Consider the following 16,664-nt stretch of genomic DNA (forward strand, 5'->3'; position numbering starts at 1 on the left):
TCGGGCCCGGCGCTCAAATGGCGGCCCATACGGAGTAAGATTTGATGACGCTGCCCATTCGCATTGCCCCCTCGATCCTCGCGGCGGATTTCGCCAGGCTCGGCGAGGAGGTGCGCGACGTGACGGCCGCCGGCGCCGACTGGATCCATCTCGACGTGATGGATGGGCATTTCGTGCCGAACATCTCCTTCGGCCCCGATGTCATCAAGTCGCTGCGCTCCTATACATCGGCCACCTTCGACTGCCACCTGATGATCTCGCCGGTCGACGACTATCTCGAAGCCTTCGCCAAGGCCGGCTGCGACCGTATCACCGTCCATGCCGAAGCCGGACCGCATCTGCACCGCTCGCTGCAGACCATCCGCAATCTCGGCAAGAAGGTTGGCGTGACGATCAATCCGGCGACGCCGCTCAGCGCTATCGAAAACGTGCTCGACGATGTCGATCTCATCCTGATCATGTCGGTCAATCCAGGTTTCGGCGGGCAGAAATTCATTCCGGCGATGGCGAAGAAGATCGCGGCGGCGAAATCACTGATCGGTGACCGGCCGATCGAACTCCAGGTCGACGGCGGCGTCACGGTGGAAACGGCGCCTGCGATCGCGCGGGCGGGCGGCAACGTTCTGGTCGCCGGCTCGGCAATTTTCAAGGGCGATACGGTCGAGGATTATCGCCGGACTGTCGCCGATCTGCGTCAGGCAGCCGAAGGGGCACGAGCATGAACAAACGTCTGATCATCGGTGGCATGCTTGCTGCCGCATTTGCCGGCCTGCCCGGCCTGTCACTTGCCGGCGACATCGCCAATATCCAGCCGATCGGCTTTTCCGCGGACGGCAAGGTCTTTGGATTTCAGGAGTTCGGCATCGAGGAGAGCGGCAACCTTCCCTACTCCAACACCTATTTCATCGATACCGAAGACGGCCACTATCTCGAGGGCACGCCCTTCCATACCGAACTGACCGATAAGGACGCCAATCTCTCCAAGGCGCGGCGGCAGAACCTGACGGCGGCGCGCAGCCAGATGGACAAATACGATCTCCTGACCAATCCCGGCCTGATCGCCGCCTTCAATCCGCCGACCGAACTCGGCTCCCCTTCGAAGACGATCCGCTACACGACGCTTGCGACCGACGGCCCGCCGAAAGCGCCTTACACGCTCTCGCTCGGCGAGATGCCGGTGCCGACGCCGAAGGATTGCGCTGCAGTCGACAAGCGGGTCATCAGCTTCAGCCTGCAGATGATCGAGAAGGAAGGCGCTCCGAACCGGCAGGCGGCGCGCCAGGCCACCGCAGTTCCGGCCGAGCGCGTATGTTCCGTCGAATACCGGATCGGCGGCGCCGTGGTCTATCAGCCGGAGGCCGGAAACCAGGTTCACATCGCCCTCGTCCTGGCCTTCGATGCCGACAGGAACGGACGCTGGATTGCCGTTCCGGTTCATCCCTGAGCATGGATCGCCCGAGGACGGATCGCCCCAGGATGGATCGTCTAAGAGCTGCACGGCCGCCCTATCCCGATCTGATTGCCGGTGCGTTGCTTTGGGGCATGCAGATGCTTGCCGCCGCAATGCTCGGCCTTTACCTGCGCAACGGCCTGCAGACGAGCCGCCTTGCCGAGATCGCCGCACTCTATTTCGCCGGCGGCCTGTTCGCCTGGCCGTTCGCCCTGCCGGTTGCCCGCTTCCTTGCCTTTGACAGGCCGCTGGAAACGCGTTTTGCCGCTTTTTTCGTGACGCTGACAGCGGCCACGATCCTGATGACCGCCTTCCTCTTCGCGATGGAATACCGGATCTTCTATTCGCGCTGGCATGCGCCCTTCGGCAGTATCGTCTGGGCTTTCCAGTTCGTCTTCACCAGTATCAGCGCAGTCTATCAGTTCCTGGTGATCGGCCTGCGCCTCTTCCTGCCGCTCGGCCTCGTCTGCCTTGTCGCAAGCAGCTATCATCTTGCCAAACGCATGCGTTGAGATTGCCGCCTGTCTTTGCTACAGGGGCGCTAACAAACCTCTTGAAAGGCAGCCGCCCATGATCTCGCGTTATTCCCGGCCCGAAATGGTCGCCATCTGGTCTCCCGAAACCAAGTTCCGCATCTGGTTCGAGATCGAGGCGCATGCCTGCGACGCGCTGGCCGAACTCGGCGTCATCCCGAAATCGGCTGCAAAGACAATCTGGGAGAAAGGCGGCGCCGCCACCTTCGACGTCGACCGCATCGACGAGATCGAGGCCGTCACCAAACACGACGTCATCGCCTTCCTCACCCATCTCGCCGAGATCGTCGGCCCGGATGCGCGCTTCGTCCACCAGGGCATGACCTCGTCCGACGTGCTCGACACCTGCTTCAACGTCCAGCTGGTACGCGCCACCGACATCCTGCTTGCCGATATCGACCGGCTGCTCGAAGCGCTGAAAAGCCGCGCCTTCGAACATAAGGAAACCGTCACCATCGGCCGTTCGCACGGCATCCATGCCGAGCCCACCACCTTCGGCGTCAAGCTGGCGCTTGCCTATGCCGAATTCGAGCGCTGCCGCCAGCGTCTCGTCGCCGCCCGCGAGGAAGTCGCGACCTGCGCCATCTCAGGCGCCGTCGGTACCTTCGCCAATATCGATCCGCGCGTCGAGGAACATGTCGCAGAAGCCCTCGGCCTGAAGGCCGAGCCGGTCTCGACGCAGGTCATCCCGCGCGACCGTCACGCCATGTATTTCGCCACGCTCGGCGTCGTCGCCTCCTCGATCGAGCGGCTGGCGACCGAAATCCGCCACCTGCAGCGCACCGAGGTGCTGGAAGCCGAGGAATATTTCTCCCCCGGCCAGAAGGGCTCTTCGGCCATGCCGCACAAGCGCAACCCGGTTCTGACCGAAAACCTGACCGGCCTTGCCCGCATGGTCCGTTCCTACGCCATGCCGGCGATGGAAAACGTCGCCCTCTGGCACGAGCGCGATATCTCGCATTCCTCTGTCGAGCGCATGATCGGCCCCGATGCCACCGTGACGCTCGATTTCGCCCTGTCGCGGCTTGCCGGCGTCATCGAAAAGCTGCTGGTCTATCCCGAGAACATGGAGAAGAACCTCAACAAGTTCCGCGGCCTCGTCCATTCGCAGCGCGTCCTGCTGGCACTGACCCAGGCCGGCACTTCCCGCGAGGATGCCTATCGCCTCGTCCAGCGCAACGCCATGAAGGTCTGGGAACAGGGCAAGGATTTCCTGGAAGAGCTGCTCGCCGATGCCGAAGTCCGCGCTGCCCTCTCGGAGGAAGACATCCGCGAAAAATTCGACCTCGGCTACCACACGAAACACGTCGACACGATCTTCCGGCGCGTGTTTGGAGGAGCGTAAGCGGGCTTGAGATCGGTGTTTATCGATGGAAGCGAGCGATAAGCTCGACGCCTGCTTCGGAAGTAGCGCTTTGGATCTCAGTGATGATGATATCCCCACGCCCGGCCGACGCATTTCGCGTTTTTGGATTTGATGAGAGGTGAAAGTCGCCCCCTGCTTCACAATTCGCTATGACCGGATTTCAGCCGCTGACGCGGTGATGCGTGCCGCCCAAAACACAATATCAACAATGACAACAGAGGTTCTCATGAAGAAAGCATTCATTCTGTCGGTTGCCACGATGTGCGCCAGTGCAGCATTGGCGAGTTGCACGACGACCGGTCCGGATGGATTGTCGCATTACCAAAGGAATATCAGCGTGGCGAGCGGCGAGCGCACCAAGATTGGCGTTGCCTTCAGCCTCAACCCTGACTGTAGCGCGAAAGTTGTACCCGAGGTCCGCATCCGCGAGGCCCCAAAACATGGCAACGTGGAGAGCCTGCGCGAACTCGCGTTCCCCCATGGCAAGGGTGAATATAAGAAGTGCAATGGCACAAAGGTACCTACCACGGTAGGGTACTATACATCTGACAAGGGCTTTGTCGGCAAGGACAGAATTGTAATTCGCACGTCCGATAAAAACGGCATTGTCACCGAAGGGGTGCTGAATATTACGGTTGTCGAATAGTCATGCTGCGTTGGCGGCCGGTATCGTAATCTTATGATGCCGCCTGCCCCAGAACCCAATTTCAATACTGGTGAGAATTCCATGAACATCCGATACGGACTTTTGGGTTCGGCCCTTCTTCTCATTGCCGGGGGACATGCCCAAGCGCAGGAGATCAAAAAGGTAAATACTTCCGCTACAGTCATCTCCGGCAGTCGAACCATCATTTATCAATCGTCATTTGTGAATCCCGACTGCAGCTTGGCCGCTGTGCCGCGTCTAAAGATTCTGGACGGCGGCAAACATGGAGAGATTCAAATCGTCCATGAAAAGGTGTTTCCGATTTTCAAGCGAAGCAATCCCCGCTTCAAATGCAATGGCCGCCAGGTCGAGGGAGCTGTGGTCTACTATACGCCAGGCGCCAAGTTCACTGGATCCGATAAAATCAAGTTGCGAGAGTCGAGCGAGTCTGAGGCTGGCGTTTGGGAGATCACTGCCCGTGTAACTGTCGTTGACTGACAGGGTTTAGGGAGCTTTGTCAGGCCTGCATGCTTATACCCCGGCGACTTCACTGCCGAAGCATTGGGCCTGGCGCTTTCGCCGGGCATGTCCGTCACCGTTGAAGTCAAGACTGGCAGCCGGCGCATCCTTGAATATCTCTTGCGTTAGCGGAGATCGGATCGGAAGCGATGCAGGAAAGATAAGCCTGGTAAAAATAGCCGACCGATCTCTACCTCTGCTTCACCGGCTTGGCTGAAACCCGTCGTTTGCGCACCTCCGCCTTTTTCGACGGCGCCGCATTCGCTGCTTCGGTTGAGTCCGATGTCCAGCAAGCCTCCCTCTCACCCCTGCCCTTTGCGGCCTTCGCGACCAGCTCGTCGAGACGTTTCAGTTCTTCCTCGTCGAGATTCTCGATGCCGATGAAACGGTTCTCGGCATGGCTGGTCAGGATGATTTCGTTGAGCTTTGCCTGGATCGCCCTGGTGTCGCGCGTTTGGGCGTTCTGCAGCACGAAGACCATCAGGAAAGTGACGATCGTCGTGCCGGTATTGATGACCAGCTGCCAGGTTTCCGAATAGTCGAAGAAGGGGCCGAGTGCCGCCCAGATGACGACGGCAATCAGTGCCAGGATGAAGATGACAGGCTTGCCCGCCCATTCCGATACCTTGGTTGCGAAGTGGGCAAACAGATGCTTCATCGTCACCTCAAAGATCCTCCCTCGAAGTCTCCAGAGCACGATGCCGACGACATCATGCTCTCGGCTAAACAAACTCCGAGGCAGGTTCGAGGTTCCCCCCGGAATCGAGATTCCTCCCGGTCCGGGATTCCCCGCAGAAAGCGCCGTGGTTACGCTGTGGCTTCCCGCGCAATCAGCTTGCGATAGAGATGCCAGGTCGCATGGCCGAGGATCGGGATGACGAGCGCAAGCCCGGCAAAGACCGGGATCGTGCCGATGAGGAGTAGCGCGGCGACAATCAGGCCCCAGAGCAGCACCGGCACCGGATTGAGAATCGTCGCGCGGATCGACGCCGTGACGGCAGCGACTGCCCCGACATCGCGGTCGAGCAGCAGCGGAAAGGTGATCACGGTCATCGCCAGCACGACGAGCGCAAAGACGAAGCCGGTGAGATTGCCCCAGATGATCAACTGCATGCCCTCTGACGTGCCGAAGACCTGGCGGAAGAAATCCCCCATGCTGCGCGGAAAGACCTCGCCGAGCAGATTGCTATAGAGCGTCTGCGCCGTCACCAGCCAGACGACGAAGAGGCCGCAGAGCATCAGCCCGACCGCGACAATCGACGGCAGCGCCGGTGAATGGCGTACGTCCAGCGCATGCGTCCAGGACGCGTCGAGGCCGGCCTCGCGCCGGCGGCTGATCTCATAGAGGCCAATCGCTGCGATCGGGCCGATCAGCACGAAACCCGCCATCAGCGGGAAGACCATCGGCAAAAGGTTGGCGCCCGAGGTCCACAGCGTCAGGAAGACGCCGGCGATCGGGTACATCAGGCACAGGAACACATAATGGGACGGTTTCTCCATGAAATCTTCGTATCCGCGCTTTAGCGCGTCGAAGACGTCAGCGATACCGATGCGATTGACAACGGGCCGCGCCAAGCTTTCGCTGGCACCCGTCATGACATGAAATGCCGCCATGGTTTTCTCCTCCTCAGCCGAGACCTGATCGGCGGCGGACAGCATCGGCGGGCAAGCCGATACGAATTCCGCAACCGGCACTGGAGCAATATAGCAACTTTCAACGCCTGTGTCGCTCTCTCCCTTGACACTCCCTCTTGACATCTTGGACCAGCTTTCTCACATCGGCGGCACTATGAAAGCCTCAGACGCAGATATCCTCATCATCCCCGGTTACACCAATTCCGGCCCGAGCCACTGGCAAAGCCGCTGGGAGGCAAAGCTCAGCACGGCGCGGCGCGTCGAACAGGCCGAATGGACGAAGCCGGTCCGCGAGGACTGGATCGCCCGCATCGCCGAGGAGGTGAACGCCTCGACCCGCCCGGTCGTCCTCGTCGCCCATTCGCTGGGCGTGCCTTCGGTGATCCACGCCATCCCGCATTTCCGCAACCGCGTGGCGGGCGCTTTCCTGGTCGCCCCGCCCGATGTTGCCAATCCCGACATTCGCCCGAAGCACCTGATGACTTTCGGCCCCTATCCGCGCGATCCGCTGCCCTTCCCGTCGATCACGGTGGCCAGCCGCAACGATCCGTTCGGCAGCTACGAGCATGCCGACGATGTCGCCAGCAGCTGGGGCTCCTTCCTCGTCGATGCCGGCGAGTCCGGTCATATCAATGCCGATTCCGGTCACGGCCCGTGGCCAGAAGGCACCATGGTCTTTGCCCAGTTCCTCGGCCGGCTCTCCCCCTGATCGAGGAAAAGGCGCTATCCCGCTTGTTGAGCAAGTGCTTTCTAAGTCTTTCTTAATGGAATGACAGCAGACTGCGCCGAGGTGAGATAAGCGAGAATGCCCGTGAAGAAAGCCCATCCAGAGGCCGGTGATCCGCATGGCGATGCGGCTGAGGCAGGTATCGGCAATGGGCCGACCGACGATTCCGACCTGGCAGAGCGGGAAACCCGCTGGAACCATGCGCTCGTCGGCTCGGGCCTTGGCGTATGGGATCACAACTACCGTCTCGACCGGAAATATTACTCGCAGACGTGGAAAACCATCCGCGGCATGGCACCCGACGAAGAAGCCGCCGGCGAATACGATACCTGGCTGCAGTTGGTCCATCCCGATGATCGCGATTTCGTCGTCCATGCGATCGACCGGCAGAATGCCGGCGATCCGCATTACCAGATCTTCGAATATCGCGAGCGTCACAAGGATGGCCACTGGGTCTGGATCGAGTGTCGCGGCGCCTGCGTGGAATGGGACGAGAATGGCGTGCCGACGCGCATCGTCGGCACGGATACCGATATCACCGCCCGCAAGCAGGCCGAGGAGACGCTGTCGCGTTTGTCGCGCCGGCTCGATCTGGCGCTGGAGATTTCCCGCATCGGCGTCTTCGAGGCGGATAATCGAGCATGATACCGTCGAATGGGACGACCGCCTCATTGCCATTTACGGGCTGCAGGGCGCCTCACGCCAGATCGCCAGCGACGCCTGGGCGAAAAGCCTGCATCCCGACGACCGCGAGCGTGTGCTTGGCTTGTCGGACCGTAGCGTCGAAAGCGGCAGTGATTTCCAGCAGGAATACCGCATCATCCGCGGCGACGGCGCCGAACGCGTCATCCGCGCCCGCTCGGCCTTCTTCATCGACGGCAACGGCCACCGCAAGCTGATCGGCGCCAACTGGGACGTCACCGAGGAAGTCGCACTGCGCAACGAGCTGCGCCGTGCCAAGGATCTGGCCGAGGCGCGCAACCGCGAGCTCGAAGCCGCCAAGGAGAGCATCGAGCATCTGGCGTTGCACGATTACCTCACCGGCCTGCCGAACCGCCGCTATCTCGACAAGATGCTGGACGAGCGTGCGGCCGAATGCCGGGCCAAGGGCATGGCGATGGCGATCCTGCATATCGATCTCGACCGCTTCAAGCAGATCAACGACACGCTCGGCCACCGGGCCGGCGATGCCATGCTGCAGCATGCCGCAAGCGTGCTGAGAACGTCCGTCCGCGCCGTCGACTTCGTGGCCCGCATCGGCGGCGACGAATTCGTCATCCTCTGCATCGTCGATCCCGCATCGAAGAAGATCGCCAGTCTTGCCGAACGTGTCATCCGCGAATTGCGCAAACCCGTCAGATATGAGGGACACGATTGCCGTTTCGGCGCCAGCATCGGCATCGCCATCGATAGCGGACCGACGCTCGACGCCAAGCAGATGCTGCTCGACGCCGATATCGCCCTCTACCGTGCCAAGGGCCTAGGCCGCAACCGCTTCGAATTCTTCTCGGCCGCTGCCCGCCGCGACATCATCTCCGCCAAGCACCTTGCCGACGAGATCTTGATCGGTCTTGAGCGCAATGAATTCGTGCCTTTCTATCAGCTGCAGTTCGATGCCCGCACGCTCGATGTCGCAGGCGTCGAAACACTTGCCCGCTGGCAGCACCCTGTGCACGGGCTGCTGACGCCCGACCGCTTCCTCGACATTGCAGAGGATCTCGACGTCGTCTCGACTATCGACGCCCTCATCCTGGAGCGTGCCATTGCCGACCGGAAGGTGTGGCTGAAGGACGGGCTGCCGATCCCGAAGATATCGGTCAACGTCTCCGCCAGGCGGCTCGCCGATCCCGATCTGGGCAAAAAGCTCCGCGCCTTGAAGATTGAGCCCGGCACCTTCTCCTTCGAGCTGCTGGAATCGATCTCGCTCGACGATTGCGACGAGGCGGTGGTCGCCAACCTGAAAAAGCTGCGCAAGCTCGGCATCGACATCCAGATCGACGATTTCGGCACCGGCCATGCCTCGATCGTCAGCCTGCTGCGCCTGAGCCCGAAGACGCTGAAGATCGACCGCGAGCTGATCCGCATGCTGCCGCAATCGGCAGAGCAGCGCAAACTGGTCGGCTCGATCATCGATATCGGTCGCTCGCTGAACATCCTCGTCATCGCCGAGGGCGTCGAGACGGCGGAGCATATCCGCATTCTCGAAGAACTCGACTGTGACACGCTGCAGGGCTACGCGCTCGCCCGGCCGATGCCGGCCATGCAGATCCCCTCCTTCATCCGCGCCGGAAGCTGGCGCCACGGGCAAATCGCCGCTCGCGCCTTGCAGGCGCAGCTTCGCCGCGCCCTGCCAGGCAGAGCCGCCAAATAAAAACCTGCATAAGCGGCCCGCCATTTCGCCTTCATTCCACCGTAGAGGAAAAGGCGCTAAACTGGTCTTGCGAATTCATTCGATTCTCTTGGCAGTATTCCGTAAAATCGGAAACCGGGCCGCGAAATCCGGAAACCAGGGAAGGAGCGACAGGCGGATTGTGAAACCATCTCTTTTCCTTTAAGGGGACGCCACGAGATAGATCCACTCGCGCTATCCCAAGAGCGCCAACAACAGAGAATGACCACGATGAACCGTCGCCGCCGTATCTACGAGGGCAAGGCAAAGATTCTGTATGAGGGCCCGGAACCGGGTACTTTGATCCAGTTCTTCAAGGACGATGCCACTGCCTTCAACAAGAAGAAACACGAAGTCATCGATGGCAAGGGCGTCCTCAACAACCGCATCTGCGAATATATCTTCAGCCATCTGAACAAGATCGGCATCCCTACTCATTTCATCCGCCGGCTCAACATGCGCGAGCAGTTGATCAAGGAAGTGGAGATGATCCCGCTGGAGATCGTCGTGCGCAATGTCGCGGCCGGTTCTCTCGCCAAGCGGCTCGGCATCGACGAAGGCGTCGTGCTGCCGCGCTCGATCATCGAATTCTATTACAAGTCCGACGCGCTCGACGATCCGATGGTCTCCGAAGAGCACATCACCGCCTTCGGCTGGGCAAACCCCGCCGAACTCGATGACATCATGGCGCTTGCCATTCGCGTCAACGACTTCATGACCGGCCTCTTCCTCGGCGTCGGCATCCAGCTCGTCGATTTCAAGATCGAATGCGGCCGCCTCTTCGAAGGCGATATGATGCGCATCATCCTCGCCGACGAGATCTCGCCGGACAGCTGCCGGCTCTGGGATATCGAAACCCACGAGAAGATGGACAAGGACCGCTTCCGCCGTGACCTCGGCGGGTTGCTCGAAGCCTATTCCGAAGTCGCGCGCCGTCTCGGCATCATCAATGAAAACGAGCCTGTGCGCGGCACCGGCCCGGTTCTCGTCAAGTAAGGCAGGAAAGACAAAGTGATCAAGGCTCGTGTCACCGTCACGCTGAAAAACGGCGTTCTCGATCCGCAGGGCAAGGCTATCGAGGGTGCGCTTGGCGCCCTCGGCTTCTCGGGCGTCGGCCATGTAAGACAAGGCAAAGTCTTCGACCTGGAATTGGAAGGCGCCGACAAGGGCAAGGCCGAGGCTGACCTCAAGGCCATGTGCGAAAAACTGCTCGCCAACACGGTGATCGAGAACTACGCAATCGCGATCGACTGATGATCACAGACCCGTCGTCTGGCGGACTTTGAGGATTTGGCGTCATGATGAAAGCAAAGCTGGAGACGGAAGTCTCGAAATATATGAGCTATGTTTTGCGTCATGCGCCTGATGCTGCGGGCTTGACGCTTGATAGCGAGGGTTGGGTGTCGTTTGACGAACTCGAAAAAGCGTTGGCGTCGAAATACGACGTTTCCCGCGCCGATATCATCGAGATTGTCGAGAACAATCCGAAGAAGCGCTTTACGCTTACCGATAACAGAATTCGCGCAAACCAAGGTCATAGCGTCGACGTCGATCTCGCATTGAACCAGGTTGAACCGCCCGCCGCTCTTTTTCACGGCACGTCTCTGACGAACTGGCAGTCGATCGAGCGCGAAGGCTTGAAGAAGATGCAGCGGCACCACATTCATCTGTCGGCGGATGTCGAAACGGCGAAAATCGTCGCAACGCGCCGCAAGGGTGAACATATCATCCTACGTGTGGACGCGGCCCGCATGTTTTCAGAAGGTCATTCTTTCTTTGTCTCCGACAATGGAGTATGGCTCGCTGAAAGCGTTCCAGTTCAATATCTTTCGCGAAACGCAGGGACCCTATGAAATCAGCCGTCGTTCAACTTCCGGGCCTCAACCGCGACCGCGACATGATCGCGGCCCTGACCAAGATCTCCGGCCAGGCACCGGTAACGATCTGGCAGACGGAAACCGAGTTCCCCGATGTCGACCTGATCGTCATCCCCGGCGGCTTTTCCTATGGCGATTATCTGCGCTGCGGCGCGATCGCCGCCCGCATGCCGGTCATGCAGGCAATCATCGACAAGGCTGCAAAGGGCGTGAAGGTGCTCGGCGTCTGCAACGGCTTCCAGATCCTCGTCGAGGCTGGCCTGCTGCCCGGCGCGCTGATGCGCAATTCCTCGCTGAAATTCGTCTGCCGCGAGATCAAGCTCGAAGTCGTCAATGCCGAGACGGACTTCACCCGCGCCTACGCGCAGGGCCAGGTCATCCGCTGCCCGGTCGCCCATCATGACGGCAATTATTTCGCCGACGATGCGACGTTGGCTGCGATCGAAGGCAATGGCCAGGTAGTCTTCCGTTATGCCGAGGGCACCAACCCGAACGGCTCGATCAACGATATCGCCGCCGTCATGAACGAAAAGGGCAACGTGCTCGGCATGATGCCGCATCCCGAGAACCTGATCGAGGCTGCCCATGGCGGCTCGGACGGCCGCGGCCTCTTCGCCTCGGCGCTCGACGTCATCGCCGCCTAAACCTCGGCACTCAAAATCCTCTCATCCGGATCTGGAGCAAGATCGATGCGCCCTCGCCTCTCCGTCGCACACGCCGCCCTGTTGACCGCCATCGCAACCACGGTGGCAGCTTGCCAGACGCCGGCACCGACAGGCCCGAACCGCGCCGCTCTACCGACGATGGAACGCGTGGCGCTCGGCGCCAATGCCTGCTGGTTCAAATCGGGCGATCCGGCCTTTGCAGCCTATAAGCTCGCGCCGGAGCTCAATTCCTTCTCCGGCCGTCCGCGCATCCTGCTCGTCCATAAGGGCAGCCCGGAAAGCCGGCCGCTGCTCGTCGTCCAGGCCGAGGGAAGCCCGTCGCGCCTTCAGGCCTTCGGTCCGATGATGCAGGAACCGGTCGCCGGCCGCATCACCACCGACGTCAATCGCTGGTCCGGCGGCAACAAGGCCTGCAGCTGATCGTCCCGCTGACGGCGCCGCGCGTCTTCCAAGACGCACAAAGGGCGCTGCAACACCCTGAATGCCGCATATGTTCCTGAAATCGCTTCCGATTTAAGGAATGATACGGCAGCCCGAAAATGATCAGTCCCAGAAAAATGACTTGCCGACTTCGCGCGCGGCATCGGACTGCGACACGCCGATATCCTTGAGCGCGGTCGCCGTCAGTTCCCTCAGCGCGCGCCGGCCTTCCCGCTTCTGATGCCAGAGAAGAATGGCAGCCCAGATCCGGCCCCGGCGCGTCGTCACCTCGGCGGGCGCGGCGGGGAGGATGATCTGCCTCCTGTCCTCGTAAGAGACAATCGGTACAATCGGCATTTTGATCTCAGGTAAGGCAGACATTCCAGGGATCCTCTTGGCTTGCCATTGGAATTGACTCATACGCTTGACCGATACAATGTGCCAATATATACAATTGTCACCATGACAAATTGGCTTCCCGATATTTCCCGCGGTTCCGGGCCGGTCTATCTCCGGCTTGCCGACAGCATCGAATCCGCCATATCAAGCGGCGCCCTGCCCGCCGGCAGCAAGCTGCCGCCGCAACGCAACCTCGCCTATGATATTGGCGTGACGATCGGCACGATCGGCCGCGCCTATGCGCTGGTGCATGAGCGCGGCCTGGTCGCCGGCGAAGTGGGGCGCGGCACCTATGTGCTGAACCGCTCCGAAACGCCGCCCGGCGAACAGATCGATCCGCTAACCGTCTCGCTCGGCGGCACCCGCGTCCAGGATGCGCCGGCGAACAAGATCCGCTTCGACACGACAGCCGCTCCCGATCTCGGCCAGGGCAAGATCATAGCAGGCATCCTCGCCGAGATCGGCGAGCAGCATCTTGCCGAAATTTCCTCCTATTCCCGGAGCTTCCCGCGCAACTGGTTCGAGGCCGGCCGCCTGTGGCTTGCCCGCAGCGGCTGGACGCCGGAGGTCGAAAACATCGTGCCGACGCTCGGCGCTCATGCAGCGGCGATATCAGTCATCGCCGCTGTCTCGGCGCCGGGCGACAAGATCGTCTTCGAGGATCTCACCTATACCCAGGTCAGCCGCAGCGCCCGCCTGCTCGGCCGCCGCACGCTGACGGTCGATTCCGATGAACTCGGCGTGATCCCGGAGGATTTCGAGCGGCTCTGTCAGCAGCAGCATCCGAAGATCGCCTTCCTGATGCCGACCGTCCACAATCCGACGCTGGCGATCATGCCCTATGAGCGGCGCGCGGCCATCGCCGCAATCGCCAGGAAACATAGTGTCTGGCTGATCGAGGACGACCTCTACGGCGGCATGGCCGACGACGATACGCCGCTGCTCGCCTCGATTGCGCCCGATCGCACCTTCCTCGTCAACGGCCTGTCGAAATCGGTCGCCGCCGGCGTGCGCGGTGGCTGGGTCGCCTGCCCGCCGCATTTTGCCCAGCGCATCAAGGTGACGCACAGGATGATCACCGGCGGTCTGCCGTTCATTCTGGCGGAGACCTGTGCGCGCCTCGTCGAAAGCGGCATGGCGCACGAGATCCGCAAGGCAAGTGTCGAGGAACTTTCCCGGCGGGTCCGGCTCGCCCGCGAGCAGCTGCAGGGCTTCGATTTCGAATCGCACGTACACGCGCCCTTCCTCTGGCTGAAACTGCCGGAACCCTGGATGTCCGGCACCTTCAAGAATGCCGCCTTCCGCGACGGCGTGCTCGTCGACGACGAGGACGAGTTCAAGTCGGCGCGCGGAGAGAGGCCCTATCATCGCGTTCGCATCGGTTTTTCCTCGCCGAAGACCGGGCAGGAACTGATCTCGGGCCTGATGATCCTGCGCCGTCTGCTGGAAAACGGCGGCTCCGCCTATGATGGCGAAATATGACGTGTTGCAAATACACGCCATAAATCGGAAAAAACGCTGACGCCTATTCGGAGCGCTTTACCGACTCAACCTCCATGTTACCTCTTTGTTGTTCCCGTCTGACGCGAATCAAAGGACAGCAAATGAGGGTCGACTTCGGAAAGATCGCGTTGCGTTTTTTGGGTATGGCATCATTAGCAGCGGCAGCCGCCATCTCGGTTGCGGGCTCGGCAACTGCCGGCGAGCAGATATTTGATGAATTACGCTTCGGCGTCTCGGCCTCGGTACAATCGGGCCATTCCAGAGAAGACGGCGTCTTTCCGGAGATTACCGCTCTCTTCGATCCCTTCGGCTACGATACGGCGGTCGGCTGGCAGCAACAGCTGCTGCATCCTCGTGTGCATCTCGGCACCTCGATCGGCACGTCAGGCGAAGCCACCCAGTTCTTCACCGGATTCACCTGGACGGTCGATTTCAACGAGAAGCTTTTTGCCGAAGCCGGCTTCGGCGGCGTCATTCATACCGGCGAGCTCGACGGCGATGATGACGGTCCGGAACTCGGCTGTCGCGTCCTTTTCCACGAATATCTGGGCGCCGGCTATCGTTTCAACGCCCACTGGAATGTGATGGCCCAGGTCGCCCATTCCTCGCACGCCAATCTCTGCGACGGGCCAAACGACGGCATGACGCGCGCCGGCTTGCAGGTCGGCTACAAATTCTGAGAGTCCGTTCGACAATTTCAGCGGGTTGGCCGACGGATGATTGAACTGCTCATTACGGCCGTCTGATCGGCCATCGGCAGGCGGGAACCGTTCAGTCCCATGTGGGACGAACAGGCTTCAACTCGCCCTGACAAGCAGCAGCGACGCAGTCCGCCAGGCTGCCAAACCGAAGCGCCTTACCCGTCAATCCGGGACCGTAGTGAGCGAACTTCGCGGAATTGGTGATAATTGTATCGACCGATTTTGGGATGACAGGCTCCGCAAGTGTGCACCAGCACGCATCGGTTACGAATTCTACGCCGAAGTCCGACAATTTGCCGACGAGATTCGCAGCGGAAGCCCTTTCGAACGTCGCACGGTTGCAGGTAACCAGAACCTTGACGTCGGGATGTTTCGCCAAGCCTTCGCAGAGCGCGGCCAGCCGCTCGCATTCGTCGAAAGAGAAATGGGGATTGCCCAGCGCAACGAACTCGATGGCATCCACAGACCCGCCGTTGAGTTTCCTCCACTCCGCAACGACGTCCTTGGGACAGATTTCGTAGCTCGCCTTGATGTTGCTTCCGACAATGCTCTCAAGGCTGTCGGCCTCCGGCGTGACACCGACGATATGGAACATCGGAGAGCCTGATGTCGTCGCAAAACCCGCCCCGAACGCCTTTAGGTCGTCCAGATTCGGCTTCCAAGTCTCGAGGCCGATCACGACCGGAATTTCATCTCCGACAAGCTTGCCGATGTGGTAGCCGAGAATGGGGTAGACCATGTCATCCCACGACACGAAGCCCGACACATTGACCACGAGGCTGGCGCGCCTGTTGTCGGCGATATGCGGCCCGGTCAGCGGCGCGCGCCCGGTGAGAGCGATGCACAGATCCAGGTAGTCAGGATACTTGGCAGTGCGAGCACCCAAAACACTGTTCGCGAATACGACGGCGTTCGACTCCGCCCAGGCCACCTGCTCACCCTGCCTGGGTGCGGACGACAGCTGATAGGGCGCGCAGGTGAACGTCTTTCGTGCTCCCATGGAGGCGTAAGCCTCACCCAATTCGGATGCGGGTCCGGCGACGCCGGGAGACACGCCCTGCTCCCGCCAACGCATCTGGTCCACCGATATCGAGTTCAGGGTCGTTGGAACGACAACCCTACCCTCCCAGTCCCGCATGCGTTTCGCGAATTCCAGGCTGGTCGGCCCGGTGTAGATGCAGCCATCGATGTGGACCTGGGAGATGTCGATAAGTTCCGTCGCTCCCTGAATTTCAGCCATGCGCGTCGTGGCCCTCATTGCCACCTGCACAGCCTTGCCCATCTCCCCGTTCAAAGCCGACCGATCCCTCGATGTCAGCGCTATCGAATTTCCATAGGTGCGATCGGCGGCATCGAAACCGGGGGCGGTTTCGATCCAGCTCGCGATGACCTTGTCGCCGATGAGGGTGACTTCAGGGATAGAGTGCAGCTCGGCGAAGTCGTCTTCGGAGAGCTGGACAACGGGGATCGATCGGCCGAACACTTCGTCAGCGACGATCACTCCGAGCGACAGTATTTCCTCCTGGCGCGAGACCACGATGCCGGCGGGAGCGTGCCCGTTCATGATCAGCTCCATAAGCACGCTGCTGCCCGTACACGAACCGCGTCCGCCGGGGATGGCGAGAATCTTTCCTGTCAGGACCTGTGTCGACAGGGGATGGTGACGGTCGATGACTTCTCCCGTCTGGGAGTCGACGCCGCCCCAGAAGCTGAGCGCCGTGTCGCTGAATACGATCGACCCCGTAGCGAAGCCAGCGACAAGCGCGCGCCCGGCAAACACCTTTTCGTCTGCCTGTTGTTGTATGTCCGGCATTGTATCTCGATACCATCAACC

At 60.7% G+C, this 16,664-nt stretch carries 18 protein-coding genes and 1 pseudogene; 15 read left to right on the plus strand and 4 right to left on the minus strand.

The annotated features are described in order from the left end of the window. The first annotated feature begins 44 nt into the window (after window positions 1–44). The 6 genes from rpe to AC25BC_RS10625 all read left to right on the plus strand — a co-directional run bounded on the left by rpe (window position 45) and on the right by AC25BC_RS10625 (window position 4,493). Window positions 45–722 (plus strand): ribulose-phosphate 3-epimerase, encoded by a 678-nt coding sequence (rpe, locus tag AC25BC_RS10600; protein WP_012757616.1) that lies wholly within the window; start codon window positions 45–47, stop codon window positions 720–722. Then, complete coding sequence (locus tag AC25BC_RS10605; protein WP_012757617.1) at window positions 719–1,444, plus strand: DUF2259 domain-containing protein; 726 nt, start codon at window positions 719–721, stop codon at window positions 1,442–1,444. Before rpe ends, AC25BC_RS10605 begins: the two co-directional genes overlap by 4 nt. A 32-nt stretch (window positions 1,445–1,476) precedes the next feature. Next, window positions 1,477–1,962 carry a hypothetical protein gene (locus tag AC25BC_RS10610; RefSeq protein ID WP_012757618.1) on the plus strand — a complete coding sequence of 162 codons (486 nt, stop codon included), beginning with the start codon at window positions 1,477–1,479 and terminating at the stop codon, window positions 1,960–1,962. A gap of 58 nt (window positions 1,963–2,020) precedes the next feature. Continuing rightward, the gene (purB, locus tag AC25BC_RS10615) at window positions 2,021–3,328 is read left to right on the plus strand and encodes an adenylosuccinate lyase (protein ID WP_012757619.1); all 1,308 of its coding nucleotides are present in this window, start codon (window positions 2,021–2,023) and stop codon (window positions 3,326–3,328) included. A 247-nt stretch (window positions 3,329–3,575) separates the two neighbouring features. Continuing rightward, window positions 3,576–3,995: a hypothetical protein gene (locus AC25BC_RS10620; protein WP_012757620.1), complete on the plus strand. Its 420-nt coding sequence runs from the start codon at window positions 3,576–3,578 to the stop codon at window positions 3,993–3,995. Between the two features lie 81 nt (window positions 3,996–4,076). Beyond that, a complete protein-coding gene (locus AC25BC_RS10625; RefSeq protein WP_012757621.1) occupies window positions 4,077–4,493 on the plus strand; it encodes a hypothetical protein in 417 nt (138 codons plus the stop codon). Between the two features lie 211 nt (window positions 4,494–4,704). Here the strand turns inward: AC25BC_RS10625 and AC25BC_RS10630 are convergent, their stop codons facing one another. After that, entirely contained in the window at window positions 4,705–5,172 is a 468-nt protein-coding gene (locus tag AC25BC_RS10630) for a low affinity iron permease family protein (RefSeq protein ID WP_012757622.1), read from the minus strand. A 149-nt stretch (window positions 5,173–5,321) separates the two neighbouring features. After that, window positions 5,322–6,128: a DUF2189 domain-containing protein gene (locus tag AC25BC_RS10635; RefSeq protein WP_012757623.1), complete on the minus strand. Its 807-nt coding sequence runs from the start codon at window positions 6,126–6,128 to the stop codon at window positions 5,322–5,324. A gap of 175 nt (window positions 6,129–6,303) precedes the next feature. Between AC25BC_RS10635 and AC25BC_RS10640 the strand changes: the two genes are divergently transcribed. The 7 genes and pseudogenes from AC25BC_RS10640 (at window position 6,304) to AC25BC_RS10670 (ending at window position 12,227) form a co-directional block, all read left to right on the plus strand. Beyond that, window positions 6,304–6,858 carry an alpha/beta hydrolase gene (locus AC25BC_RS10640; protein ID WP_012757624.1) on the plus strand — a complete coding sequence of 185 codons (555 nt, stop codon included), beginning with the start codon at window positions 6,304–6,306 and terminating at the stop codon, window positions 6,856–6,858. A gap of 96 nt (window positions 6,859–6,954) precedes the next feature. Continuing rightward, window positions 6,955–9,247: pseudogene (locus AC25BC_RS10645) on the plus strand (putative bifunctional diguanylate cyclase/phosphodiesterase). Between the two features lie 249 nt (window positions 9,248–9,496). After that, window positions 9,497–10,261, plus strand: coding sequence for a phosphoribosylaminoimidazolesuccinocarboxamide synthase (gene purC, locus AC25BC_RS10650; protein WP_003540062.1), 765 nt, complete (start codon window positions 9,497–9,499; stop codon window positions 10,259–10,261). 15 nt (window positions 10,262–10,276) lie between these two features. Next, on the plus strand, window positions 10,277–10,519 hold the full coding sequence (gene purS / locus AC25BC_RS10655) for a phosphoribosylformylglycinamidine synthase subunit PurS (protein ID WP_012757626.1): 243 nt from the start codon (window positions 10,277–10,279) through the stop codon (window positions 10,517–10,519). Between the two features lie 44 nt (window positions 10,520–10,563). Beyond that, entirely contained in the window at window positions 10,564–11,118 is a 555-nt protein-coding gene (locus tag AC25BC_RS10660; protein WP_012757627.1) for an RNA 2'-phosphotransferase, read from the plus strand. Continuing rightward, on the plus strand, window positions 11,115–11,786 hold the full coding sequence (gene purQ / locus AC25BC_RS10665) for a phosphoribosylformylglycinamidine synthase subunit PurQ (protein ID WP_012757628.1): 672 nt from the start codon (window positions 11,115–11,117) through the stop codon (window positions 11,784–11,786). The genes AC25BC_RS10660 and purQ overlap by 4 nt, the downstream gene beginning before the upstream one ends. A gap of 45 nt (window positions 11,787–11,831) precedes the next feature. Beyond that, a complete protein-coding gene (locus AC25BC_RS10670) occupies window positions 11,832–12,227 on the plus strand; it encodes a hypothetical protein (RefSeq protein WP_012757629.1) in 396 nt (131 codons plus the stop codon). A 123-nt stretch (window positions 12,228–12,350) separates the two neighbouring features. Here AC25BC_RS10670 and AC25BC_RS10675 read toward each other — a convergent pair whose 3' ends face one another. Then, the gene (locus AC25BC_RS10675; protein WP_012757630.1) at window positions 12,351–12,608 is read right to left on the minus strand and encodes a DUF1127 domain-containing protein; all 258 of its coding nucleotides are present in this window, start codon (window positions 12,606–12,608) and stop codon (window positions 12,351–12,353) included. 81 nt (window positions 12,609–12,689) lie between these two features. Here AC25BC_RS10675 and AC25BC_RS10680 point away from each other — a divergent pair, with 81 nt between their 5' ends. Together AC25BC_RS10680 and AC25BC_RS10685 are read left to right on the plus strand one after the other, a co-directional pair. Continuing rightward, window positions 12,690–14,108: an aminotransferase-like domain-containing protein gene (locus AC25BC_RS10680; RefSeq protein ID WP_012757631.1), complete on the plus strand. Its 1,419-nt coding sequence runs from the start codon at window positions 12,690–12,692 to the stop codon at window positions 14,106–14,108. A 122-nt stretch (window positions 14,109–14,230) separates the two neighbouring features. Continuing rightward, window positions 14,231–14,809, plus strand: coding sequence for an acyloxyacyl hydrolase (locus tag AC25BC_RS10685; RefSeq protein WP_012757632.1), 579 nt, complete (start codon window positions 14,231–14,233; stop codon window positions 14,807–14,809). 91 nt (window positions 14,810–14,900) lie between these two features. Here AC25BC_RS10685 and lhpI read toward each other — a convergent pair whose 3' ends face one another. Further along, window positions 14,901–16,643, minus strand: coding sequence for a cis-3-hydroxy-L-proline dehydratase (lhpI, locus tag AC25BC_RS10690; RefSeq protein ID WP_012757633.1), 1,743 nt, complete (start codon window positions 16,641–16,643; stop codon window positions 14,901–14,903). Window positions 16,644–16,664 lie beyond the last annotated feature (21 nt).

It is taken from the genome of Rhizobium sp. WSM409, assembly GCF_057653825.1.